This window comes from Fulvivirga sp. AWR4_260, assembly GCF_056158185.1.
Map to the genome: position 1 here is coordinate 3305872 of NZ_JBSWSU010000015.1, position 25800 is coordinate 3331671.

Below are 25800 nucleotides of genomic sequence, written 5' to 3' on the forward strand. Positions count from 1 at the left end.
ATAATATACCACATGTATAAAGGGTTCTGCTATTTTTTTGTTTTTCAGTTAATTAGCTTCTGCGCATTGGGGCAGGAAACCATTATTAACTGCACAGACTCTACATTTTGTGTCCCTGGGGTAATAGGCTTACCTAGGTCTAAAGGTATAGTTATAAAAAGAGAAATAGTAAGAGATTATTCCATTTCTTCTAAAAGTGATGAATTTGGCAATGCCCAAGGAGAGCTACAAAGAAATAGAAGGTGGGAGTTTAAATTAAGAGCTCCAATTATTATGAAAGATGGCTTTAAAATGGCCGCTGGCATTAAATACTTTGTTGAAGAACATAACTTTGAAAACAGCGAACCTTCCTACCCATTTTACCAAAACCTTGAAGACAGGTCTTTAAAAAGTATACGAGGTGAAATTTTTATGGTAAAGCCTACCAAAACCAATAAATTTTACCTTTTACGTGTTAGTGGAGGCCTTAACGGAGACTACAAATACGAATCATTTGCCAAACATGAATTTTTTAAATTTTCGGTATCCCCATTAATAGGCTGGAAAAAGAACGATTATGTTTCATATGCTTTTGGAGTGGCCTTCAGTTATGGTTTTGGGCAAAAATCTATCTACCCTATTTTGGTATATAATAAAACCATTAATAACCAGTGGGGAGTTGAAACCGTACTACCTGCAGAAGCTAAGCTAAGGTACAGCACATTGAACGAAAAGAATTTCTTTTATGCTAAGGCCGAGTTGAACGGGTCCAATTATAGTATCCGCCTGCAAGAAGCCAAAGAACAACTGGTTTACCTCAACAAATCAGAAGTAAGATTTCTACTATCTTGGGAAAGGGAAATCCATGACTGGCTATGGTTTGGAATTGAGGGAGGTATTAGAGAAAACATCAATTTTGACCTTACAAGTGATAATTCGCTCAACTCTCAAACAATAGTAGAGAACAAGCTCAATGCTGCTATGGTCTATAATTTCAGTATTTTCATAGTACCTCCACGAAAGCTTCTTAAATAATTAATTACAATACGCTGCTAAGTCCTGCGGAACTTCTTGATTTTGGCTTTCGGCTTTTTTTAGCGCTTCACATGCTTCTGCATGTTTTTCTTGAGCCTTCAATATCTGAGCTAAGTAAACATACGACTGGTCTACATACTGATCCAATTTAATGGTTCTTTTTAGCATTCGCTCTGCATCATTGAGTTTACCACTATTAAGATAATACAACCCTTTATTTCTATACGCCCAAGCATTATTAGGGTCATAGGTAATGCTTAAATCAATATCAGCCTTGGCTTTATCCATATCTCCAAGCTGCAGATAGATATAACCTCTATTATTCAAGAAATAGGGCTGCGACAATTCATACTGAAGCGCCTCATTCACTAAAGTTAAGGCTTTATTAAAATTCCCTCTTTCAATTTCAATAAGCGCCATAGCATTATAAGCATTGGCCTCTTTTGGTGCTATAGCTATTGCCTTGGTAAGATCGGCCTCCGCAGCAGCAAGATCGTGCAGATAATACTTCACTGAACCTCTGTTAATGAGCGTTTCTACATTGGATGAGTCCAAGGTATAAGCCTTATTAAACACCTCTAATGCTTCATTAAACTTCCGCATTTTTGCCAATATCAGGCCTTTACTAAAATATACTGAACTAGAATCAGGAATTTGTTTTTGCACATAGTTAATATCCTCCAAGGCTCCATAAAGCTCATTGAGCTCGTATAATGCATTGGATCGGTTTACATATGCGTCTAAAAATTGAGGATCGCAATTGATGGCTTGCTGGTATTGAAAAACAGCTTTGCTATAAAGCTTTTGCTCATAGTAAGTAATGCCCAAATTATTGATAGCGGGCGTATAACATGAGTCTATTTGTATGGCTTCGTTGTAAAAACGAATGGCCTCTCGGTAATCGCTCTGCTTTAAGGCATCATTGCCTCTGATTAAAAAACGTTCTTTCTGGGTATCCGATTTAGACCCGCAGGCTGCGATCATCAAAGATGCAGCTAAAGTAATGGAGCAGGTATAGAGTTTTCTGGTAACTGTCATTTGAGATAAAAAAAGGCTTGGTCTGCAATTTTAATATATACAACTCAAACGAACACGATAAATATCATTCAATTACCAGTACTCTACGGCCTGCTCCTTCTTACCAATCTACCTAGTCATATTTACGTTTATTGAACCACATACTTCTAAATGAAAGCGCCACGCTAATTTCATTAGTGGTTTCTTTTATAAGATTGTTTTGAGTGGTACCATTTACCTTGCGGTTATAGGCTAGGTTTATAGCCCCACTTGTGCCTAATGGTAAACCTAGGCCTGCGGTAATTCCCCATTTATCAAAAGAGGTTTCATCAATATCCATATAAGAATTTTCATAGTAGCCACCTAATCGATAACTTACATTGGCCAGATATTCAATTGCCCCTCTTTTAGGAGTATAATCAAACCCTACCGCATAGCGCCAGGTATCATTTAAATCATCTACATTATCAAGCTGAAGCCCACTCCACTGGTTAAACTCCACATCGGCAGCCACCATAAACTTGGAGTTAACGAAAGAAGTACCAAACCCTATTTTTTGAGGCAAGGCATATTCCCTATCATCTTCTGCTTGCTCGTACACTAAATCTTGCTCTGTATTGGTCAGGCTTTTGCTACTGTGCCCAGTAAGGTTGGTTTTATCATCATAAATCAACCCAAAGTTTAAATCAAACTTCTTTCTGCGTAGCTTATAATTGGCACTAAAATCAAAGTTAGCTTTGGTAATATGCACCTTATCATTCACCGTAAAAGTTTCCAGGGTATTGATATTAGTTGCATTCTCTTCGTAATTAAGGTTACCCAGAATAAGAGAAAACCGTGCTGCCAAAGTCAACCCTTTGATCAGTTCATAACTATTAGCAAAGTAAAAGGAGTTTAAGCCTCCTGAGCCTTTATAGTTAACATCGTAAAGTGTCCCCCTATCTGCCGACACATCATTGACAGTAATATCATAGCCCACTTTACTAAATGGAGCAATGCCTAATAGCCCCGTCCATTTATTATTGAACCTAAACCAATAACTAAGATGAGATAGCCCTCCATCAGCAAGGGACTGGCTATCATCATCAGTTGTATATGTGGTATTATTATAATAGAAACCAAAATCAAAAATATGGGTGTAATAGCCTCCTACCTCTGTATTGGCTGCTGGGTTATAAGTATTTGCCCAGTACGGACTACTTAAACCTATGGAGGTAAATCCCATAGCACTACTTTGTACCGTAGCCTGAGACTGGATTTCTCCTATGCCAAACATGGAATAAGCAGAGCCCACCGAGTTTTGAGCATGAGCGGCAAAAGATGCCACTGAAAGAAAGCTTGTCAGCAATAATAACCTAAACTGATTAGTCTTCGTCATCATACTCTTCCAGTGGCCTAAACTCCCATACATCATCAAAACGGGAACTACTATTTTGCCCTAATGCTACATAAGCTCTGCCATTTACCGTAAACCCAACGGCATACTGCCTTGATGAACCTTCAAAGGCTGTTTTCTCTTCCCATTCGTCCACTATAGGGTCGTACTGCCAAGTACTGTTTAAGTTAGAGCCGGACACTCCCGTAGTGATATAGCCGAATTCACCAACAGAAAATGCCACGGCTCCCTCTCTAACGATAAAGTAGTCGTCATCAACGTCAAGATCTTCTTGCTCTAACCAATCTTGATTAACAGCATCAAAATGCCAAAAATCAGTTTGGTAAATACCATTATTAGAGCCTGTACCTAAATACACTTCGTCATCAATATTGAATACAGTAGCATTGGCTCTTTTCTCTCCTTTAACACTTACCACCTGCACCCAGCTGCTGTCTGTAGGGTTATAACTCCAAACATCTTTGAGATAATTACCATCAAAACCCGTGGCTACATACCCCAATCCTCCTACTGAGTAAGCTACAGCGTGAACACGAGCACTACCACCAAACTCAGGGATTTGCTTCCAAGTATTTGACTCTACATCATAAGACCAAAAGTCTTTTACTTCATCATCTCCATCATAACCGGTACCTACGTAGCCTTTTCCGTCTACAGAGAAAGCCACAGCTCCCGAACGGCCAGCACCAGGAAAATCTGCCACTTGCTGCCAAAAATTCAACTCAGGATCGTATGACCAAAAATCTGTTAAATAATCATCTCCATCATAGCCTAAGCCTACATACGCCTTATCTCCTACTACAAAAGCAACCGCGCCTGATCTTGCCACTCCTTCAAAAGAACTTCTCTTAATCCAGTTCCCATCTTCCGCAGTAGAATCATCATCATCATCAGTGCAACTACTCATAAAGGCAAGTGCTGCTATAAAAAACAGCCACAGTCTAGTGTATTTAATCATTTTTAAGCTGAATTAAGTTAAATTGTATTTGTGCTTTGTAATCTTTATTATGCTGATCGCCCACCGACAGATAGCCGATGGTTGATTGAAAATCTTCAGTAGGTAAAGAAATGAAAAGTGCATTTTCATTATTTTCAGAAAGGCTCAATTGTAAGTCTACAAACTCCTTTACATTAACGGTATAGTAGGTATTCTCATCAAACTCATCATCTAGGCTGAGGGTCATGGTTGTAGAAAGTGAGCCTATAGCTGTATTGTGTTTATCTACCATATACACCTGCAATTCTTTGGGTAATTCATCATCATCTTGGTATTGATGCTTGATTGGAACCAGTTTTAGTATGGCTTCATTTAACAGCAACTCAGGATTATCCTCTATCACCTTCTTCACATAAGGCATCTCTATGCGCATTCCTAACCCTAAACCACCTTGTAGGTAAATTTTATTATCGGTATTCTCTGAGGCCACACTAGTGGTATCATCATTAAATACGTTTTCGAATATGGTCCCGGTATAATCCGTATCATAATGATTAAACCAAAGCTCTTGCGACTGTTGGTTAGCAAAACTCAAATACTCTTGCTCACTTGGTATTACCGATTTATCGGTATAATATAATTTCACTTTAATATCAGGCGAAAAACCAATAACTACATCAGCCCCTGATTGTGCCCATATTTTAAATCCCGCAAAGAAATCAAGAAAGGTAGCGGTACTAGTAAAGTCATTATCGGAAAGAAAGGCCTCTTCAAAGAATTTCATCCCCATCTCATCACTCAATGTAATTTCTATAGGATCTCCTGAAAAAGGTCGTGGCTTAATTGTCTTTTTAACGATTCTGCTTGAATCTCCTTTGCTAGACTTAGTAGCAAAATCGGTGTGATTGTAGATATAACCAGTGTCATCATCCACATCCAAATCTTCAGCCAATTCATCAACAACCAATGTCAAATTTTGAGTGGTATCGTTATAATAGTAGTTGCTATAATCAATAATCAGCGTGATGGAATCATAAGTAGCGTCACCTTTTTCTAATTTATAACCCGAAGAGTCTGGCGTAATTTGGAAGTAGGCAGAGGCATGAATCTTACCATAATCTGGATGTACAGTGTTACCTATCAAAAATTCGGATGATGATGAAGTAACCATACTGTCTAAGCGCACCGTACTCATTTTTAGCGTAAGGGTATCCCAGCTATTATATTCAAATGAAATACCATTAAAAAATTGAGAACCAGTACTAAACTCCTCATCGTTACAGCTCAGAAGTAGAATGGTAAATGTTAAAAAAAAGAAATGCCTCATCTGTTTTATTTTCTTCTACAAAGATGGAGATAAGGCCCATGGCTGCTTTTAAGTTTTCAACGTACGCGCTGTTTATTTCAACGAACGAACAGTCTGCATATTAGTAGTTATCTTTAACAATATCAGCCCCGTAGAAATACCATATGTAGTAGTGCTTGCTTTGCTATCAACCTTTACTATTAGCATTAAAAACAAGGCTAGCAATACCCCAATCATCAATAAAAAAGTGTGTTTCTTATTCTTCATTTCTTATATCATTATTGCGATATTTTGAAATTGCGAAGAATAAAAAACACACTCAAGTATTTTCAATCAACGTTAGTTTTTACACTACCAACGCGGGCCTCTGCCTCCTGCACCAGGCGGTGGACCTGGAGGTCTATCTCCACGATCGTTACTGCTGCTTCCATTGTTTCCAAAACTTCTTATGTTGTAAATAAAGGTTAACATAAAATATCGCTGCAGTGCATTGGTGCGCACCTCCTCAAAATAAGTTTCTGTATTATTTCTACTGATGTTAGTATTTTGCTTTAACAAATCATAAACGGAAAGTGCCAATTCAGCCCTGTCACTTTTCATAAACTTTTTACCTACAGAAGCATTCCAAAGTACATAACTTGTGTTGAGTGCATCGTCTGTGTATCCGCTGTATTTTAGATAATTGAAATTATTCCTCCATACAAATCCATTCAAAAAGATATAACTGGTACTTAACCCTACTGTATGCGATATATAGTCATCTTCATTAGAGGTTTGTAAGCTATTGTTTACCAAAGTGTAATCAGCCCTGTAAGACAATGTAAAGTCTACATTTTCACTAATATTGCTGGCCAGTGTAACACCCGCATTTACATTGTATGAGTTGGAAATATTCTCGTTATTATTAGTATAACCAGGCTTTCTATTATAGGTAATACCAAAGAATGAATTAAGGTTAGATTTTAATGCCTCTACAGGAAAACCATAATTAGAAAACGCCCTCACATTCCAATATCCGTCTACGTTAGTTGGGGTGGTTAACTGAGCTCCTTCATTTAGCACTACGCCACCTGTTAACACAGAGTCTGCATCAGCAACAAAGGTTCTACTGGCTACATAATTAGAAGTTCTATCAGCCATAGCCATTACAAAAAAGCTTGACGATTTCTCTGAATTATGATTGCTATAATGCATACGAATACTATTGGTAGTAGCCTGTTTCAAATCTGGGTTACCCGCTGATAGAAACAAAGGATCTGAATTGTCCACCACATTCTGCAATTGAGAAATAGACGGAGCATTAGTATTAGTTCTTAAAAACAACATAAATCTTTTGCTTCTACTCATTTTATACCTCAACATAAACCCTGGCAAAATAGACTCGAAGGACTTCTCAAAGGCATTCTGCAAAGGAAAATCCTGATCGTTAGATAAAGACGCATGCTGATAGGCTACATCACCACGAAGCATGAGTTTATCTTTTCTGTAACTATAGCCTACGCTGGGGCTATTAGTGGTATATGTACTCTCAAATTTATTAGACAAAGAAGGGTTTAATATTAACTCTTCTTCGGCACTGCTTGACGAAAATGTTTCTTTATCTGCATCATTAAATGATTTTGACCATCCGTAGTTCAGCTCTAACTGACTGTTTTCGCCAATAGGCTCTGTATAAACAGCATTTGCTCCAATACTTTTTCCTTTGGTATCGCTATCACTATATTGATTAATACTGTCTAACTGGTCTTTTAAATAGTAATTATTAACAGAAACCTGAGTTGCGTCACCTTCATTATCACTCATTGAGCTATTAATATCTAATGAGAACGTGCGTCCCTTTTTATTAAACTTATGCTTATACAATAAACTACCACTGAAATTATACCCATTTCTATCACTATTGTACATAGAATTGGTTTCTGTGATAGCATTACCTGCTTCTGTTTTGGTAATACCTGCCTGATTAGTGGTAGCATCATTATTCTGGAAACTCAAATTTGGCCTGAATAATAAAGAGTTGTTATCATCTATTTCATATTCCAACCTCATTGATAACCTGTGATTATTATTAATACTACCAGAAATAGAATTTTCATTATAAAACTGACTCGAATCGCTAGTTAAAAATGTTTCTCTAGATGTATATTGTGTAGCAGAGTTATCACTTCTATTAAAGAAATAACTACCATTGATTTTCAGCTTCTTAGATACTTGCTCATCATAGTTGATACCAAACGACTGTGTCTGTGAAATGCCCGACTGCTGACCAGAAAAGAAGCTATTGCCTCCCCCGCCACCTCTTGGACCTCTTCTGCTACCACCAGAGCTCATTACGCCTAATAAATCTTCATTAGAAAAGTTCTGCTGGTTAACGTTATTTGCCAAGCCAAGTATGGAAATTCTTCTTGTGCTATCAAATTTATTAATATTGCCACCTACACCGTAGTAGCCATTATCACCTGCTCCGGCATACACTCTTCCAAACATACCATTTCTCATGTTTGGCTTGGTTACAATATTAATGGTCTTGGTGGTATTGCCATCATCGAAGCCAGAAAACTGAGCTTGTTCACTCTTTTGATCAAACACTTCAATTTTATCAATAATCTCTGCCGGCAGGTTTTTTAATGCTACCGAAGGGTCATTACTAAAAAACTCACGTCCATCTACCAGCACTTTTTTCACGTCTTCGCCTTGTGCCTGCACGGTGCCATCGGTTTTCACCAAAATACCAGGCATCTTTTTTATAAGATCCTCAGCACTGGCATCAGGGTTAGTCTTATAGGCCTGCGCACTCATTTGTGTGGTATCACCCTTTTGCTGCACCGGCACCACTTCTCCTTTTATCTCTACTTCACTCAATAACTTGGTATCGGTAGTTAAGGTCAGTGCCCCTAGCTTCACATCTTGTTCGCTCACTCGCAAAAACTGTTCATAAGGCTGAAAACCAACGCTAGTGATTCTCATTTTATAAAAAGCGGATGCAAGCTTCTTAATAGTAAATGTACCATCTACACCGGACGCGGTATAATGTTGATCCGTACTATCCTTAACATTGGTAAGCAATATGGTAGCTCCCACCACTTCTTGCTTATCTTCATCTCCTATAACATTACCACTAACAGAAAATCCCTGAGCCAATGCAAAAACCGGACTCAGGGTAAGTAGAAATGCAAAAATTTTGTATGCCATAAGTTCTAATTAGGTCGTCTTCTTAGAGGCCTATTTTCTTCTATTGCCTCTTTATATTTTTCTAACTGTGCTTCACTCAATAACTCTGCCACAGCCTTCTCTTTCTCATCTTTTATTTCTATCAAGCCAGTTCTCATTGCCTCACGGTCACCCTTGTGCTCACTAATTAAATCTTTAATAGCGGTTTCATATTCGGTGTATATCTCATCCAATATAGCCTTCTGATCCTCGTTCAAATCCGTGACCTTGGCTAGCACTGCTTCTTTCTCTTTCGCTATTCTAACGGAAGGATCAAAGCCTCTGTTGCCTCGCTGCTGAGCCATTACCTGTAAACTAAGTACGGTAATCATTAGGGTAAACATTACATATTTTAATTGCTTCATGGTCTTATTTATTTTAAACTAAATCTAAGTTATGAACAAAGCAGCCAGACTGAAAGATAATTCAATCAACCGGCAGTTTTCTTCAACTAATGACCACAAATTGAGCAACAGACGGTAACATTTCACCAAACATTAACAGCAAATCATTCATTGAAATAACCCTAATGTTGGTTGAATATATTAACAGAATAGCAGTGAGTTGATTACCTTTATTCTGTGAAAAATGTGAAACAATTTAAAACACCAGCAATCCATATATTTTTATGGCTCACTTATGCCTTGCTCACTTTCAACTGGGCGGTGTCAGTATTTCCTACGTATCTCGATAGTTTTATCATTACCATGAGGGTAATTGTACTACATGCTTTTGTATTTTACATTAATGTGTTTGTGCTACTGCCAAAATTAATGGATAGAAACAAACATTTACTATACTTACTATCAATCGTTGGCTTATTGGTATCCATTCTTATTTTAAGAAAAGTACTCAATGAAGTAATACATGTAGACCGTGCTTTTGAGTTTCGACCACCTAAGCCACCATTTAGCGAAGGTAGAATTCCGTTTCATGATCAAAACAGACCTTTTAGATTATTCAATCCAAGAACCGTAATGGACTTCATTACCTCGGTAGGAATCTTATTTTTAAGTACAACCTATTGGCTTACCAGACAATCGCAAAAGAGGCATGAAGAAGAATCTAACCTAAAAAACGAGCATTTAAACAATGAACTCAAGCTATTAAAATCTCAAATAAACCCTCATTTTTTATTCAACGCGCTTAATAATATTTATTCACTTTCATTCACCAGCCAGGAAAAGGCTCCAGATATGATCATGAAACTATCTGATATGCTAAGGTATGTGCTATATGAAAGCAACGAAACAAAGGTTACATTGGATAAGGAAATCGACTACATTAAGAATTTCATCGACTTTCAGCAGCTAAAATTAGAAGAAGATGCGAATATTAGCATTGACTTAAAGGTTGAGAACTATTCTCTAACCGTAGAACCTATGCTTTTTATCCCTTTTATAGAAAATAGTTTTAAGCACAGCCATATAGAAAGTGACCAAGGATGGATAAAAATAGAATTAAAAACGGAAGACCATCAAATTACCTTTTTAATATCTAATAGCGTACCCGACCGAGAATACTCGAAAGATACAACATCAGGCATAGGGCTGGAAAATGTTAAAAAAAGACTTCAGTTACTATATCCCGACCAACATAAGCTTACGATTAACAAATTGAATTCATCTTTTAGCGTAAAATTAATTATCACAGTATGAAAAGCAGCTGTATTATAGTAGATGACGAACATCCGGCTCGTTTATTATTAAACGAGTATTGTAATAAACTACCTCAAATTGAAGTAAAAGGCACATTTAAAAACCCAGTAGAAGCCCTTAATTTCCTTAGAGACAATGAGGTTGACATCATGCTTTTAGATATCCAAATGCCTGAGCTTACAGGTATAGAATTTCTTAAATCACTAACCAAAAAGCCTAAAGTTATTTTTACTACAGCTTACCCTAACTATGCACTTGATGGGTATGCACTTGATGTAATTGACTACTTGCTAAAACCCATCCGGTTGGAGCGTTTTCTACAGGCCATAAATAAAGCGTTAGACATTATAGCGCTAGAAAAGTTGAAGAAAAGTGACCCTGTGACTACGGATAAAAAAATTATGACCGTAAAGGCTGATCATAAAATACACAGGATCAATATTGATGAAATTAAATATATAGAAGGTCTAAGAGAATATGTTAAATTTCATTTGAAAGACGAAGTTTTAATAGTTTTAGAATCTTTAAAAAAACTAGAAGAAAACCTGCCTGCTTCTCAGTTTATTAGAATTCACAAATCGTATATTGTAAACAAAGACAAGGTAAAAGCCCTTTATGGCAACCAAGTGCAGATAGAAGAAAAGTATATACCTATTGGTAAATCTTACCGTGAAATAGTATCGCAGCAGTTATTATAAAGAAAAACCAGTAATATGTCTACCTTTGCAATTCAATAAATAGGTTATAACACATTGAGCACATTCGAAGCATTAGGCATTAATAAAGATCTTACCAAAGGCCTTAAAGAACTAAACATTATCACTCCTACCCCTATTCAGGAGCAGGCTATTCCTCTATTATTAAATGGCAACACAGATCTTGTAGGTCAGGCACAGACGGGAACAGGAAAAACAGCAGCTTACGGATTACCCATTTTACAAAATATAAACCCTGATAAAAAAGTAATACAGGCTTTAATATTATGCCCTACACGCGAACTTGGACAGCAAGTAGCCAAGCAGCTATTTAAATTCACCAAGTATACTGAAAAGATTTTTACTGAGGCTATTTATGGCGGAGGCAAGTTAGACCAGCAAATAGCCAAGCTAAAGCGCCCCACACATATTGTGGTGGCTACACCGGGCAGGCTTTTAGATTTGGTGAAAAAGAAAGCTATTGACCTTAGCCATGTGAACACGGTAGTGCTAGATGAAGCCGATGAAATGCTAACACTAGGGTTTAAACATGATCTAGACAAGATACTAAGTCTTTTATCTCAAATTAGGAACAAGTGGCTCTTCTCTGCCACTATGCCTCATGGGATTAGACAAATAGTAAATCAGCACATGTCACCCAATGCTTATAGAATTGAGCTAAACAAGAGAAATCAGGTCAATAAAAACATTGACCACCAATATATGATCTGCGAGGAAGCCGATAAGCTTAACTTATTGGTGCAGACGATAAAAGCGCAAGGTAAAGACCGCGGTATTGTTTTCTGCAAAACCAAAGTGGCTACAAAAACCCTTATCAAACAACTGATTGCTAAAAACATCTCTGCTGATGGCATTCATGGTGATTTACTCCAAAAAGAGCGTGATAAGGTAATGAGGAATTACAAAAAAGGTAATTTAAAAATATTGGTAGCTACTGACTTAGCAGCACGCGGAATAGATGTTGAAGATGTAAATTATGTTCTGCACTACCAATTACCTGATAAAGAAGAATTCTACACCCATAGAAGTGGCCGAACGGCCAGAGCAGGTAGGTATGGCGCTTCTGTTTGTTTAGTTACTACGGCAGAAGTTAAACAATTGAGATACTTCGAAAAGGCTTTAAATATAAGCTTTAAGCAAATAAGATTTTAACATAAAAAAGGATTGGGTAAAAACCCAATCCTTTTTTGCTTATGCTGCCTTGTGAATATCGTTACTAATATTGACTTGTGCCTTAAGCATGTTTAACAAATTATATAGACCAAAATAGGTTCGGTTTACATATAATCCATGTTTATTGCCCCGGGCGGTTTTAGAATTTCTCAACTCCTTCATTTTTGACAGCCTATCACCTACTTCAAAGATTTGCTTAAAATAAGCATCTTCGCCAAAATCAAAATAATCGGTGCGAAATGGCCTGCCAAGAAGCTCAATCACCTCTTTAAATATGCCCATAAAGAAAGTCTTTTCTTTATCCGTATCACTAGGAGATAAAAAGCCCAGCTCCATAAACAAAGGCTCTAGGTTAAATTGATGATCTAAAATATCTTTTCTCATCAATTGAAAATACTGATGATAGAAATCTTCAGGTATTACTTTAACGCAGCCAAAATCGATTACTCCGACCGTATTATCAGGCTTAATAATAAAGTTACCAGGGTGCGGGTCTGCGTGTACTTGTTTTAATTCGTGAATTTGATAATTATAAAAATCCCACAAAGCTTGCCCTACTTTGTTCCGCTCTTCCTGAGTAGGATTTTTTGCAATCCAATCTTTAAGGTGACTTCCCTCTATCCAATCCATCACTAACACCCTCGAACTACTGTACTCTGAATAATACTGCGGAAAAGTAACTCCATTGACCACCTCACACTGCTTAGTTATCTCCTGCGAGCGCTTTAACTCCAACTCATAATCAGTTTCTTCTAAAAGTTTAGATTCCACCTCTTCCATGTACTGGTCTAGCTCCACATTACTGATATTAAACATGCGCGCAGCTATTGGCTTTACCATTTTCAGGTCAGAGCTGATACTTTCTGCCACTCCGGGATACTGCACCTTTACGGCAAGCTTTTTATCTCCCAAAGTAGCCTGATGTACTTGCCCTATGGAAGCTGCATTGATAGCTGATTTGGAAAATGAATCGAAAATATCAGTTGGAGCTTTTTCAAAAAACTGCTTAAAGGTTTTTACCACTAACGGGTATGACAATGGAGGCGCACTATACTGAGACATAGAAAACTTATCTTGATAAGCCGTAGGTAGCATATTTTTATCCATGCTTAGCATCTGAGCTACCTTTAATGCACTTCCTTTTAACTCACTAAGTGAATCATAAATATCAGAAGCATTTTCAGAGTCAAGTTCATCTCTACTCAAATCCTTATCAAAAAGCTTCTTACTATAATGTTTTATATAATTACCTCCTACTTTCGCTCCCGTTTTTATGAATTTTGAAGCCCTCTGCACTTTCGAAGTAGGAATATTAATCTGTTCTTTCATCCACTACTTGTTATGATATAGAAACTTAGCAAAGTCCACCATCATATCTAAAGCTCCTTTGCTCATTAATTCAAAAGATAAATTCACCGACTTCTCTATAGCAGCATCAGTCTGCGTGAAGTTGGCACTTTCATCTTTCCTCCAAAAATTAAGTACAAATACCAATTGTAGCCATAATGCATCTTTGTACCTTTCGGTTAGCAATGGCCTTTTCTGTACCTCTCCACTATCAACACCTTCATCTACCAACTTTTGGGAGAAAGCCAAATAATCAGACTTAAATGACTTGATAAACTCCGGCACCAAATCAGGAAATCTTCTTTCTCTATTCATACAGAACACTACAAAACTCCTATCTTGCTTTAGCACCTCCACTAAAGTATAATAAAAAGCCAGCAGCTTCTCTCTTACTGTATACTCTTCATACACCTTATCTTTAGCTAGTGCAGCAAGCGTATTTTCCATATACCCTCTCCAAATGCCTTGTTCTATTCCATCAAATGAACCGTAGTGAGCATAAAACTCCGCCTCTTTAAGGCCCAAATCTTTCATAAAGCTAAACACCGAAGCAGGTGATGTACCATGCATCAAAACGTACTCCTTATAAGAAGTCTCTATTTGCTCTGCTACATTTTTCTTCGCAGAACTGGTTTTCTTCGTCTTCTTTGTTGTAGTTTCCATGCCTCTATAAACGCTAATTGGGGCTTATAAGTTTAGTTATTACAGCATGTTTTAACACTGCTTTAACTGATAATTAAGAAAAATGTAAAAAAATATTAATCAGGTTTATGGAATAGTCTACATTGGTGCATCCTTATACTAAACAATAAAACAACTATGAAAAAACTAACATTATTAATAGCACTCGCAGTTACCAGTATAATAGCTAATGCTCAGCAAATACCAGCTACATACGCACCTTTGGTAAAGAAAATCGAAGTTAATGGCACTGCCGAAAAAGAAGTAACACCCGACCGCATATTTATAACTCTTGCACTTAAGGAGTATAAGAACGGAAATAAAAAAGTAGAAATGGATAAACTAGAAGAGCAACTAGTAAAGGCCATTAAGCAAGTTGGCATCTCAGAAGACAAACTTCAGGTAGACAATATCTATGGCTACAACTGGGATTACAGAAAGAAGAAAAGTGATGACTTTTTAGAAACCAAAAGCTTTAAGCTAGAAGTTAAGGACGTAAAAATGATCAATAACCTGATAGAAAAGCTAGATCCTGAAGGGGTTAACAGTGTTAATATATCTGAAGTAACACATTCAAAAATAGAAGAGTTTCAACAAGAATTGAGATTGCAAGCGCTAAAAAATGCAAAAGCAAAAGCAAAATACTTAGCTGAAGGAATTGATGAAAAATTAGGTGGTGCTTTAGAAATTCAAGATATGACCTACAGCAACAATGTACCTCAGCCTATGCTTAGAACTAACTTTGCCATGAAGATGGAGGCTGCTGATAGCTATCAGTCTAATGTAGAGTTTAAGACTATAAAAATTAAAGCAGAAGTAAGAGCTGTTTTCGAAATAGAATAATTAATCAGTCATAAACTTGATTTTGTCCTATTTTTTTCTTACTATATTACCTTAGTACGAAATAAAAACAGAACATATGCTCAAGGAAAATAGAAACAAAACCCTATATCAGGAAAGACTTACTTTACTAATTGAAACTATTGAAAATTTAGGTTTTGAAAATATCAAAGCCGATTTGCCAGAGTATGAAAAACCAGGTAAACTCATTAATCAAAAAAGTGAAGATGTTTTCGTTCCTGATGTAACGGCTAGCAGCCGATCGGGTAAAAAGGCCTATTTTGAGCTTTCTAACAAAATAAAGGACAACGATAAATTAATCAATAAATGGAAATTACTGGCTACGATGGCTGCTATTAAAGATGGCATATTTCAAATTTTTGTGCCACATGGTGCTATGAAATTCACTCAGGAATTAGTCAGAAAGCATCAAATCAATGTCGAATTAGTTAAAATATAACTGACCATCAAAGTCGCAGAAAAAGGGCTATCATAAGATAGTCCTTTTTTTATGACCAAAATTCCTCAATTACCCAGTAGTGTAGAAAAATATCCCACCTCAAAACAGCCTAGTATCTCATTTTAGGCTATTTTCTGCATAGGCACAACACTTGCAAATGTGATCGTAACCAGAAAATTAAATAAAACTTAATAGAAAATATACTACTATGGATACTGCATTATTGAACCTACTTAATGAATGTGCTATTGCTTGTGATAACTGTGCTGATGCTTGTCTTAATGAAGACAATGTAAAAATGATGGCAAAGTGTATTCGCACAGACCGTGACTGCGCAGCCATTTGCTCTTTGGTCTCTGCCTTTGTAGCCCGCGATTCAGAATTTGCAATACCAGCAGTAAAATTGTGCAAACAAGTATGTAAAGATTGTGAGGCAGAATGCAGAAAACACGACCATGACCACTGTCAGGAATGTGCCGATGCATGTAAAGCATGTTACGAAGCTTGTGAAGAATTTTTAGCTGTAGCAGCATAAAAAACATCCGTCATGAGCCGTCAGCAATCTAGCGGAAAGCTCGGTTTTGCGTCAGTATGGTCACTAACTGCCGGAGGCATGGTAGGTGGAGGCATATATACAGCGCTGGGCGTAGTAGTAGCAGTAGCCATGCAATGGTCATGGCTAAGTTTTACTATTGCAGGAATAATTGCCATTTGTTCGGCTTATAGCTACGTACAGCTGGCCAACAAATTTGAAGAGAGCGGGGGTGCTTTTGAATACCTCCGAGACATTAACTTAAAAGGTGTAGCAGGTAGCCTTTCTTGGCTATTAATTATAGGTTATATACTTACTATAGCCCTATATGCTTTTGCATTCGGACACTACATATCTTTTGCCTTCGACAGTGGCCCTTGGTTAACCAGAGTACTGGCCATAGCCATTGTAGCCATCATGGTGCTGCTCAATCTTATGGGAGCTGGTAAGCTAGCCAAAGTTGAAATCATTATTGTATGGGCTAATCTTATTGCATTATTGATCTTAGCAATTTATGGATTAACACAATGGGATTCTTTACAACTAATGGCCGGAGCAGAACCAAAACCTATCTGGAGTGCGCCAATTGGTGCAGCGGCAATTTTCGTATCATATGAAGGTTTTCAGCTCCTCACCTATGAGTATGAAGAAATCAATAAACCTAAAAAGAAATTATTTCCCGCTGTAATGTCAGGGGTTGTTTTTGTGGTACTGGTCTATATTGTGGTAGCCTTAGGAGCTGTAGTGCTTGCTGGGGCTTTAACCACCATAGATGAAAAACAAGTAGCCTTGGCAGTAGCCGCCAAAGAAGGCCTTGGTATACCTGGTTTTATTATGATTACAATAGCAGCTGGCTTTGCTACAGCTGCAGCCATCAACTCCACACTGTTTAGTACCGCTAAGCTTACTGCCAGAGTAGCCAAAGATGGTGAAATGCCTAAGTTTTTTGAACATACAAACAGTAACGATGTACCCGATAGATCGGTCATTACCATTGGAGTGTTTGCTGCATTACTGGCTGTAATAGGTAGCCTGTCTACTTTGGTAGAAGCAGCGTCTTTGGTTTTCCTATTCACCTTTTTATCTGTAAACTATATAGCTATAAAAAAATTACAAGATAAAAAGTGGATACCCATTACAGGTCTCATAGTTGGCGGCATCACGCTTATCATTTTGGTTACTCGCTTGGCTATTATTAACCCTATATCACTTATTATCTTATTAGCGCTTGGGGCTGTAGTAATTTTTGGAAGACCTGCCATATTGAAAAAGGTTAAAACAGAACATAATAAAGATCAATGAAAAGGGCTATTCTCACATTACTACTGATCTCTAGCTTAGGGTTTTATAAAGCAAGTGCAAAAGAAAGTGTAGCACATATCAGAATAATTAATACCCTCAACAAACAAGATATCCATTTAGAGGTCTTCTCTAAAAAAGGCGGTAATTTCCATAAGGAAATATCATTGGGCTATGCCCAACCTATGAAATACATGACCTTAAAACCTGATCATTATATTTTTAAAGCATACCAGCAGCAGCATGAGTTGCTACAAAGTGAGTTTGTTTTAGGCAAAAATGGGTACTATACACTATGCATCACAGGCATTATTCCCGAACACCCCATTTTAAACGAGCAGACTACCGATTATACCCTCAAGAAAATATTGGGCGGTGAAACAAAAGATGACAATGGCAACTTACCTCAGTGGCTAATGCTAAGAGACAACTACGATGGAAGTGCCGGTGCCGGATATATTAGAATGATACATCTGGCACCTACAGCTAAGAAGGGATTATTATCAGAAAACAACACAACAGTTGTACCTGATATAGCTTATGCTCATATCAGTGATATGAAAAAATTAAGTATAGGTGAGCATCCTTTAGAACTTAAAATTGGAGAAAGTAAAGTTAGTGAGACATTGCTAAGGGTGAAGCCGGGCATGATATACACTTTAATAATAGCAGATACTCCTAAAGAAGTCAGTAAGTATCAGCTTACAATAATGGAAAACCCATCTAAAACTAAGCTTAACCAATAAAACATGTCAGAATTTTTAACCAATTGGGGTGATGCCGCAAATACTACTTTAGGTTTTTTCTGGTCAGCGTTGTGGGCTTTTGCTCTAGGCTATATTGTAAGCAGCTTAATACAAGTATTTGTAACACAAGATAGAATGCGCAAAAGCATGGGCAGCGCAGGAGCTAAAGAGGTTGGCCTTGCTACTTTTTTTGGCTTCATATCCAGTTCGTGCAGCTTTGCAGCCTTAGCCACAACCAAATCACTATTCAAAAAAGGCGCAGGTTTTATCCCTTCCATTGCTTTCCTCTTGGCTTCTACCAATTTAGTAATTGAACTAGGTATTGTTATTTCCATATTTCTAGCTTGGCAGTTTGTAGTGGGTGAATATATTGGAGGCTTACTGTTAATTGGTATTTCTTGGGCGTTTATAAAACTAACTAAGCCCGGCAAATTGATTAAGCAAGTAAGAGATAGGTTTAAAGAAGATCAAGATAATCACGAGCATTCATCTACAGACTGGAGAAAAGAAATAAAAACAAAAGCGGGTTGGCAAAAAGTAGGAATGCAATATGTGATGGAGTGGCAAATGGTATGGAAGGACGTTACCATTGGTTTTACCATAGCTGGTATCATAGCCGCCTTTGTACCCAAAGAGTTTTTCCAAACATTATTCATTGGCACCGGAAGCAATGCAGACCTGAGCTTCCTTGAAATTTTAGAACATGTATTAGTAGGTCCATTAGCAGCATTTATGACCTTTATCGGTTCCATGGGCAATATACCCCTAGCCTCTTTGCTATATACCAATGGTGTATCATTTGCTGGAGTAATGGCTTTCATTTTTAGTGATTTGGTAGTATTTCCAGTATTAAGAATTAATGCCAAATACTACGGATGGAAAATGGCCCTGTATATTTTGGTAATGCTTTTTATTGCTTTAGTAGCTACATCCCTCCTGCTACATTATGGTTTAGCTACTTTTGATATGCTACCTCAAGGTGGTACGAAAGGTCAAGCCATGCAAGACCAGGATCAATTTAAGATCAATTACACCTTTTATTTAAACGTGGTATTCATAGCTATTTCAGGAATATTGGTATGGTTAAAATCTAAAATGAAAATGAAAGATATGCACGGTGGACATGAAATGGCAAACAAGGGTAAGCTAGAACCAGTATTAAAAGTTTTATCTTATATAGCTTTTGTATGGCTACTGGGTGGAATAGTGATAAAATACTTCTTTATCTAAATTTTTGACACGAAGGCATCTTTAATTTTTACTTGATAAAAAGCCAAGGCGACTTTTTTATTAATAGGTTCTATGGCCAAGATTTTTTTTGATGCCATAAGCATGCATAACTCATAATAAGAGTCATCTACCTCATACAACCTCAGCATCTTTTCATATTTCTCACACGAATGAATAAGATTTCCATTCTTTATAAGATACATTAACCGCTCTGGTAAAGATGCCTGTAAAAATTCATCTACTACTATCATATTAGAATTTAATGAATTTATATCAACCGGACAACCTTAAACATAAGGCAGAAGTAAAAATTATACTTCATATTTGTAATCCTCAGGTATAATATAAATCTAACCTAATTCAGGTGAAAATTAACTATTCGTTTTTTACCATATCACTAATCATTTTATTTGGTTCTGGCTTTAATGCTGTTAGTCAAAGTACAGACTCTAATAAAAAAACTAAAGTACTCTCCATAGAGCCCTTTATTTCAGGAGGCGCAGGCTGGTGGATTTTCGACAAAGCAATCACTCAGCAATGGGACCGCTCTCATTATATAGCTCAATTTGAAACCGGTGTTTCTGCTCGGTATCATCTTAAATACATTAATTTTGGAATTACCCTATCTCACTTAATATTAGACGAAAACGAACTGATAGCGTTTGATGATGATGCTGTAAGAGAAAAGTATAGCATAGCTGATGGAGTAACCACTTTTACATCTTGGTACGCCACGGCAGAATGGCTACCAGTGCAGATAGGACGCTATAAAGGTGGGCCCACGGTTAGCTTTGGTTCTTTCAGCACTTCTGCCAGATACAAAAATCACAACGCTGATGACGAGAAATTCATGTGGAAAGCAGGCCTCAGCAATGAAATAAGTTTAAATTCAACATGGTATGTAAATGTTCAACTGCTTTTCAACAATAGAAGCATAAAATTAAAGTATACTCCCGAAGAGAAACATCATATTTACAGTTTATCCGCACAATTAGGTATCCGCGCTTATATATTATGAAATATTTCTTAGGTATAGTAATTATTGGCTTATGTTCATTAGCGTCATTACGCACAGTTGCCCAGTCTTCACAAGATATTGACGTCAACTTTCTATTTAACTATTACGACCAAGATGGAGATCATGCTGCAGTAACAGGTGGCATTGGCACTCAAGAATTAACCGACCGCGCCTTAGAACTAAGCGTAAATATTCCACTAGACTCCACCAGTGCTTTGTTTTTCTATGCGCACAGTAATGTTTATACCTCCGCCTCTACTGACAACATAGATAACCGCGTTTCATCAGCCTCTAAAGAAGATATGCGAAGTTCTTTTGAAATAGGATACAGTAAATCGCCCAACAACACCCAGCAAACCTATTCGGTATCTGCCGGTGGCTCCACGGAGTCGGACTATCTCTCTGCATTTATAAAAGGAAGCTGGTCTATAGCCGCCATAAATGGCAACCAAGAACTAAACTTAGCTACTAGTCTGTACTTCGATACTTGGCTCCCCATATTTCCCTACGAAATTAGAGGTACGGAAAGAGCCGTGATCACTACCAACAAAAGAAATTCTTATGCCTTAAATGCCGCCTTTTCTCAGGTAATAAACAAAAGACTACAGGCAACATTTTTAGCCGATGTAGTCTACCAAAAAGGTTTGCTTTCTACTCCTTTTCACAGGGTTTATTTCTTAGATGATGATGTGCCATTTATTGAAAAACTACCTGACAATAGATTAAAATTCCCTTTTGGCGCTAGACTCAACTACTTCATTAATGATTTTTTAATCAACAGATACTATTACAGATTTTATGTAGATAATTTTGGTATGACAGCCCATACTTTTGAAATAGAAGCCCCATTTAAAGTAGGTCAATTCTTTTCTATCGCTCCATTTTACAGGTGGCATACACAAACTAAGGCCGATTACTTTTTAACTTATCAGCAGGTAGGAGAAGGTGCTACATATTACACCTCTGATTACGATCTGGCATCTCTCAACAGCCATAAATTTGGACTCGCCTTGTATTATTCTCCACTGTATGGGTTAGCAAGGTTCAAGGTTTCGAAAAACAGATTATCGCGCCTCAGCAATGTAGCCATTAGAGTAGCGAAATATGATAGAAGTGACGGTTTTGAAGCATTTCTAATTAGTTTAAACTGTGGCTTTAGGCTAGAAGCTCATCACCACTAATTAGCCAAAATCCCAATAACAATACCCTCTTTTGACTTGTTTAATAATTAATTAAACACACTAAACAGAGGAAATATGAAACTGATAAAAGTAGCGTGTTTATGTGCTATTAGCATGTGGATGGTGTCATGTACAGCATCTACAGTAGCTGTAAACACGGATTATGATCGTGATGCAGACTTCACTCAATACCGCACCTTCTATTGGTCCGATAATTTTCAGTCTGAAAATGGCAAAAAAAACACTGAGCCATTATTCTATAATACATTAATCAAGAAAAGATTAAAGGCCTCCATAGAGCAAGAAATGACCGGAAGAGGTTATAAGCTTGACAACTCTAACCCCGATTTACTGATTAATCCGCAGGTTATTGTAGAAGAAAAAACTACGAACAAGCAGTATAACCCCAGCCCTTACTATGGTTATTATTGGGGAGCATCTTCTAATACCGAAACATACAATACCAAACAAGGAAGCATAGTCATTGACATTATAGACCAAAACAAACGCCAACTTATATGGCAAGGCTATGCAGCTGGTGTTATAGATACGCAAACTGAGGACAAACAGAAAGAAATAAGAGAGGGTGTTGCTATGATTTTTGCAAAGTACCCATATCGTGCTGATGAAAACGGCCAACTTTCCATGAACCACTAAACCATTCTGAAATGATACAAGAACAAGCAATAGATTACTATGGCATAGAACAATTTTTAGGCGATGATGCTGAAATGTTGTTAGAGCACAGCTGCGCCACTATCCCTAAAGAGCATTTATTCCTGCCTGGAAAAGACCATATTGATGAGGTATTTGGAAGTAGCAACCGAAGCCCACAGGTACTTAAAAGCCTAGGCGCTTTATATAACCATGGCAGATTAAAAGGTAGCGGTTACATCTCCATTTTACCGGTAGACCAAGGCATAGAGCATACTGCAGGAAGCTCATTTGCTCCTAACCCCATGTATTTCGACCCTGAAAACATTCTAAAATTAGCACTTGAGGCCGACTGCAATGCGGTAGCTACCACATTTGGTGGTTTAGCATTATTGAGCAGAAAATACGCACACAAAATTCCATTCATTGTGAAAATAAACCATAATGAGCTACTTACCTACCCCAATAAATACGACCAGATTATGTATGGATCGGTAAGAGAAGCATGGGATCTTGGCGCTACTGCGGTGGGTGCTACGGTTTATTTTGGATCTGAAGAATCGAACCGACAGCTCCAAGAAGTAGCAGAAGCATTTGAAGAGGCTCACACTTTAGGCATGGCTACCATATTATGGTGCTATACCAGAAATGAAAGCTTTGTAAAGGACGGCATAGATTATCATACTTCGGCAGACCTAACAGGTCAAGCAAATCATTTGGGGGTAACCATACAAGCTGATATAATAAAGCAAAAACTGCCTACAAATAATGGTGGCTTCACGGCTATTAACTTTGCTAAATCATCTCCTGCCATGTACGATAAGCTTGCGAGTGACAATCCGATAGACTTATGTAGATATCAGGTGGCCAATTGCTATATGGGTAGAATCGGTTTAATTAATTCTGGCGGTGCATCCCAAGGAGAAAATGATAAAAAAGAAGCGGTAAGGACAGCAGTAATAAATAAAAGAGCTGGAGGCTCAGGCCTAATACTTGGAAGAAAAGCTTTCCAAAGGCCGTTTAAAGATGGAGTGGAATTACTAAGTAACATTCAGGACGTTTACCTCAATGATAAAATCACCATCGCTTAAAACAAAAAAAGCAGGAGTGTAACACTCCTGCTTTTTTATTATGATTTGAAATATATCATTCACTCTGACAAACTGCAATTTTCTGATTGGGCAATGATTCATTTAAGCCCACATTACCTCCTGCTAAGACCACATCTCTACCTTCTCCCGAAGCTGCCAAATGTACTCTTATACTACCATTAAATTCTTTTAGCTTATCAAAATTAATAGTGCTTTCGTCAGATAACCTTCTTAATACTGTAGTACTTTCTCCTGTTTCTGAAGACAAATCATTTAACAGGGCGGCTATCTCTGCATCTTTAGTGCTAATATCACCATAGTGGAAGTGCACAGGATGATAAGCGTCACCATCAGTTCCTGTCAGTTTCACCATTGCCTCTACCCCACCATCTGTAAGTTCTTTAAAGGTAACTTTTCCTTCTATAGGATACTCCGAACCTTTAATTAAATGATACTCCAACTCTCTTCCGGTGTATCTATCTTGTTCTTCGCTTTCTTCGTCTTTACAGCTATATGCCGTAGTTACTACTAAAAATAATAATAAAAGCTTTTTCATATTAAAATGCATTACAGCAATAAAGGTAAAAAATTCATCTCTTAAATAATATCACACTGCTGATTATTAATAAGATTTGCAACTGATCTATCAAACAGAATAATTAGTTAAACGTTCATAATAGGTAAGAAATTATTCAGTGTCTATGAAATTAAATTTTTATTTGCCCCTTCTGGGCTGTGCTTGTTTATTAATGCTAAGCAGCTGCACAGGCAATACTTCCAGTGAAGCCTCTAATTCAGAACCAAATGACCTATTAAGTGGCATTAAGGTAAAGGATTTAGATAACAATAAAATAGATTTAACAGAATATAAGGGGAAAACCCTTGTAATTAATTTCTGGGCTACATGGTGTGCCCCTTGCATTAAAGAAATGCCCTCGTTAGAAGCAGCCAAACAACTGCTTAAAGATGAAGATATTCAGTTTCTTCTAATTTCAAATGAGCCTCAAAATCAGATTAAGAAGTTTGTCAAAAAACATGACTACACATTAAAATTTGCTCGCTTAGATATGCCCATAGAGCAACTTAATATAGCCGGCTTACCTACCACCTTTATCATTACACCTGAAGGCGAACTGGCGCACTCAGAAGCTGGCATAAAAGATTGGGCATCTGCAGAAAGCATAAAATTGATTAAATCGCACAATTAAAGCTCTAGGTCTGATACCCTTTCATCAGAAAAGTGGATGGGTATACGTAAATTTCTATCATTGTTAGGGCTACCCGTAGGATTAGATCTTTTAAACACCAGCGCCCCTTCATTAAAATTATAAATACCATAATCAACGGTAACCTGAAAAGGTACCCAACCGTTGGTTTTCCATCGTTTATTTGAGTTAACAGGCCATGCTTCTATGGCTTTATGTTTACTATTTTGCAGCTCTACCATAAAACTTCCATCATTGAACCAATAACCTCTGGCCTTACCCTTTATCGTTAAAGGAAATTTAACTTCATCAGAAGGTTGAGGATAATCCACTGTAATTAAATTACTGATATCCATTCTTTTCCCACGTTGGCCTTCAAAGAAATATATACTTTCTAATATTTCATCAATAGCCTTTTTATCGTTCTCATTAACATTACCATACCGTGCTAGCTTATCTCCTTTCACAATATTGCACTCATCTACAATCTTTTCTTTTCCCTTTTTATTAAAACATTTGCAATAATGACCTTCTATGGCCATTTGAATATAAATTACACCTTCATCATTCCAATTTTTAGGAGGATATAAAGGTTTTAATAGGTAAGCCCATGGTGTGCCATCATTAAGCATATACACCTTAGATTTTTCGTTATCGATACTAAAACCAGCAACTAAGCTAGCATTCCAATCGGTTAAGTCTATATAACTACCATTCGGCACCTCTCCCATTAACCCTTTAGGAAGGAAGGCAACGTAAGTAGTTTTAAAATCTTTCTTCACCATTAAGGGCAAAGACACCTGCTCTCCGTATGATGCCTTATATATATTTAATACACTATCTCCTCTGCTGGCCACCTTCCATAAAGTAGGGTAATGAAAAGCTGAATGAAATTTCACATCTTTAAACTCATTGAGCTTCACCTCCTCTGCCACCAGACTGGATTCTTCTATGCTATCTCGTTTATTATGCAAGGCTAAATCGCTATTTCTATCCTCTTTTTCACTTATTGGAGAACATTCAAAAAATAGTAATGGTACGAAAATGATTAATTTTATATATGGCTTCATTGATTGGGCTTATTCAAAA

General features: G+C 37.3%; 27 protein-coding genes. 15 read left to right on the top strand and 12 right to left on the bottom strand.

All coding sequences use genetic code 11. The annotated features are described in order from the left end of the window. Positions 1-12: 12 nt before the first annotated feature. Complete coding sequence (locus ACXACQ_RS20200; protein ID WP_474977803.1) at positions 13-1014, top strand: hypothetical protein; 1002 nt, start codon at positions 13-15, stop codon at positions 1012-1014. On the opposite strand, the gene ACXACQ_RS20205 is transcribed toward ACXACQ_RS20200, so the two are convergent. The 7 genes from ACXACQ_RS20205 to ACXACQ_RS20235 all read right to left on the bottom strand — a co-directional run bounded on the left by ACXACQ_RS20205 (position 1015) and on the right by ACXACQ_RS20235 (position 9245). After that, the gene (locus tag ACXACQ_RS20205; protein ID WP_474977804.1) at positions 1015-2052 is read right to left on the bottom strand and encodes a tetratricopeptide repeat protein; all 1038 of its coding nucleotides are present in this window, start codon (positions 2050-2052) and stop codon (positions 1015-1017) included. 112 nt (positions 2053-2164) lie between these two features. Next, positions 2165-3412: a BamG family beta-barrel-assembly machinery protein gene (gene bamG / locus ACXACQ_RS20210; protein ID WP_474977805.1), complete on the bottom strand. Its 1248-nt coding sequence runs from the start codon at positions 3410-3412 to the stop codon at positions 2165-2167. Further along, positions 3396-4385 carry a Kelch repeat-containing protein gene (locus ACXACQ_RS20215; protein ID WP_474977806.1) on the bottom strand — a complete coding sequence of 330 codons (990 nt, stop codon included), beginning with the start codon at positions 4383-4385 and terminating at the stop codon, positions 3396-3398. Before ACXACQ_RS20215 ends, bamG begins: the two co-directional genes overlap by 17 nt. Then, complete coding sequence (locus ACXACQ_RS20220) at positions 4378-5691, bottom strand: DUF4270 family protein (protein WP_474977807.1); 1314 nt, start codon at positions 5689-5691, stop codon at positions 4378-4380. The genes ACXACQ_RS20215 and ACXACQ_RS20220 overlap by 8 nt, the downstream gene beginning before the upstream one ends. A gap of 72 nt (positions 5692-5763) precedes the next feature. Continuing rightward, positions 5764-5937, bottom strand: a complete 174-nt coding sequence (locus tag ACXACQ_RS20225) for a hypothetical protein (protein ID WP_474977808.1) — start codon at positions 5935-5937, stop codon at positions 5764-5766. An 84-nt stretch (positions 5938-6021) separates the two neighbouring features. Beyond that, on the bottom strand, positions 6022-8862 hold the full coding sequence (locus ACXACQ_RS20230; protein ID WP_474977809.1) for an outer membrane beta-barrel protein: 2841 nt from the start codon (positions 8860-8862) through the stop codon (positions 6022-6024). 5 nt (positions 8863-8867) lie between these two features. Continuing rightward, positions 8868-9245: a hypothetical protein gene (locus tag ACXACQ_RS20235; RefSeq protein WP_474977810.1), complete on the bottom strand. Its 378-nt coding sequence runs from the start codon at positions 9243-9245 to the stop codon at positions 8868-8870. A 225-nt stretch (positions 9246-9470) separates the two neighbouring features. Here ACXACQ_RS20235 and ACXACQ_RS20240 point away from each other — a divergent pair, with 225 nt between their 5' ends. From ACXACQ_RS20240 to ACXACQ_RS20250, 3 genes are read left to right on the top strand one after another with little or no spacing between them, the layout of a single operon-like run. Continuing rightward, positions 9471-10538, top strand: coding sequence for a sensor histidine kinase (locus tag ACXACQ_RS20240; RefSeq protein ID WP_474977811.1), 1068 nt, complete (start codon positions 9471-9473; stop codon positions 10536-10538). After that, the gene (locus ACXACQ_RS20245; protein ID WP_474977812.1) at positions 10535-11236 is read left to right on the top strand and encodes a LytR/AlgR family response regulator transcription factor; all 702 of its coding nucleotides are present in this window, start codon (positions 10535-10537) and stop codon (positions 11234-11236) included. The genes ACXACQ_RS20240 and ACXACQ_RS20245 overlap by 4 nt, the downstream gene beginning before the upstream one ends. A gap of 54 nt (positions 11237-11290) precedes the next feature. Next, positions 11291-12406, top strand: coding sequence for a DEAD/DEAH box helicase (locus ACXACQ_RS20250; RefSeq protein WP_474977813.1), 1116 nt, complete (start codon positions 11291-11293; stop codon positions 12404-12406). Positions 12407-12445: 39 nt separating this feature from the next. On the opposite strand, the gene ACXACQ_RS20255 is transcribed toward ACXACQ_RS20250, so the two are convergent. Both ACXACQ_RS20255 and ACXACQ_RS20260 read right to left on the bottom strand, forming a co-directional pair. Further along, positions 12446-13756: an ABC1 kinase family protein gene (locus tag ACXACQ_RS20255; protein WP_474977814.1), complete on the bottom strand. Its 1311-nt coding sequence runs from the start codon at positions 13754-13756 to the stop codon at positions 12446-12448. A gap of 3 nt (positions 13757-13759) precedes the next feature. After that, the gene (locus tag ACXACQ_RS20260; protein WP_474977815.1) at positions 13760-14437 is read right to left on the bottom strand and encodes a TetR/AcrR family transcriptional regulator; all 678 of its coding nucleotides are present in this window, start codon (positions 14435-14437) and stop codon (positions 13760-13762) included. 156 nt (positions 14438-14593) lie between these two features. Here ACXACQ_RS20260 and ACXACQ_RS20265 point away from each other — a divergent pair, with 156 nt between their 5' ends. The 6 genes from ACXACQ_RS20265 (at position 14594) to ACXACQ_RS20290 (ending at position 19562) form a co-directional block, all read left to right on the top strand. Further along, entirely contained in the window at positions 14594-15298 is a 705-nt protein-coding gene (locus ACXACQ_RS20265) for an SIMPL domain-containing protein (protein WP_474977816.1), read from the top strand. Between the two features lie 76 nt (positions 15299-15374). Further along, entirely contained in the window at positions 15375-15755 is a 381-nt protein-coding gene (locus ACXACQ_RS20270; RefSeq protein WP_474977817.1) for a hypothetical protein, read from the top strand. Between the two features lie 208 nt (positions 15756-15963). After that, on the top strand, positions 15964-16290 hold the full coding sequence (locus ACXACQ_RS20275; RefSeq protein ID WP_474977818.1) for a four-helix bundle copper-binding protein: 327 nt from the start codon (positions 15964-15966) through the stop codon (positions 16288-16290). A 12-nt stretch (positions 16291-16302) separates the two neighbouring features. Further along, a complete protein-coding gene (locus ACXACQ_RS20280; protein ID WP_474977819.1) occupies positions 16303-17589 on the top strand; it encodes an APC family permease in 1287 nt (428 codons plus the stop codon). Beyond that, the gene (locus ACXACQ_RS20285; protein ID WP_474977820.1) at positions 17586-18332 is read left to right on the top strand and encodes a DUF4397 domain-containing protein; all 747 of its coding nucleotides are present in this window, start codon (positions 17586-17588) and stop codon (positions 18330-18332) included. The genes ACXACQ_RS20280 and ACXACQ_RS20285 overlap by 4 nt, the downstream gene beginning before the upstream one ends. A gap of 3 nt (positions 18333-18335) precedes the next feature. Then, positions 18336-19562 (top strand): permease, encoded by a 1227-nt coding sequence (locus ACXACQ_RS20290; protein WP_474977821.1) that lies wholly within the window; start codon positions 18336-18338, stop codon positions 19560-19562. Here the strand turns inward: ACXACQ_RS20290 and ACXACQ_RS20295 are convergent. Then, on the bottom strand, positions 19559-19813 hold the full coding sequence (locus ACXACQ_RS20295) for a hypothetical protein (protein ID WP_474977822.1): 255 nt from the start codon (positions 19811-19813) through the stop codon (positions 19559-19561). The two genes, ACXACQ_RS20290 and ACXACQ_RS20295, sit on opposite strands and share 4 nt — an antisense overlap. A gap of 113 nt (positions 19814-19926) precedes the next feature. Between ACXACQ_RS20295 and ACXACQ_RS20300 the strand changes: the two genes are divergently transcribed. From ACXACQ_RS20300 to ACXACQ_RS20315, 4 genes are all read left to right on the top strand, one after another. Further along, entirely contained in the window at positions 19927-20580 is a 654-nt protein-coding gene (locus ACXACQ_RS20300) for a hypothetical protein (protein WP_474977823.1), read from the top strand. Continuing rightward, positions 20577-21761 (top strand): DUF3570 domain-containing protein, encoded by a 1185-nt coding sequence (locus ACXACQ_RS20305; protein ID WP_474977824.1) that lies wholly within the window; start codon positions 20577-20579, stop codon positions 21759-21761. The genes ACXACQ_RS20300 and ACXACQ_RS20305 overlap by 4 nt, the downstream gene beginning before the upstream one ends. A gap of 75 nt (positions 21762-21836) precedes the next feature. Then, on the top strand, positions 21837-22418 hold the full coding sequence (locus ACXACQ_RS20310; protein ID WP_474977825.1) for a DUF4136 domain-containing protein: 582 nt from the start codon (positions 21837-21839) through the stop codon (positions 22416-22418). Between the two features lie 11 nt (positions 22419-22429). Beyond that, positions 22430-23506, top strand: coding sequence for a class I fructose-bisphosphate aldolase (locus tag ACXACQ_RS20315; protein WP_474977826.1), 1077 nt, complete (start codon positions 22430-22432; stop codon positions 23504-23506). 55 nt (positions 23507-23561) lie between these two features. Here ACXACQ_RS20315 and ACXACQ_RS20320 read toward each other — a convergent pair whose 3' ends face one another. Continuing rightward, positions 23562-24062 (bottom strand): hypothetical protein, encoded by a 501-nt coding sequence (locus ACXACQ_RS20320; protein ID WP_474977827.1) that lies wholly within the window; start codon positions 24060-24062, stop codon positions 23562-23564. 145 nt (positions 24063-24207) lie between these two features. Between ACXACQ_RS20320 and ACXACQ_RS20325 the strand changes: the two genes are divergently transcribed. Next, on the top strand, positions 24208-24714 hold the full coding sequence (locus ACXACQ_RS20325; protein ID WP_474977828.1) for a TlpA family protein disulfide reductase: 507 nt from the start codon (positions 24208-24210) through the stop codon (positions 24712-24714). Here the strand turns inward: ACXACQ_RS20325 and ACXACQ_RS20330 are convergent. Further along, positions 24711-25781, bottom strand: coding sequence for a Gmad2 immunoglobulin-like domain-containing protein (locus ACXACQ_RS20330; RefSeq protein WP_474977829.1), 1071 nt, complete (start codon positions 25779-25781; stop codon positions 24711-24713). The genes ACXACQ_RS20325 and ACXACQ_RS20330 overlap by 4 nt on opposite strands. Positions 25782-25800 lie beyond the last annotated feature (19 nt).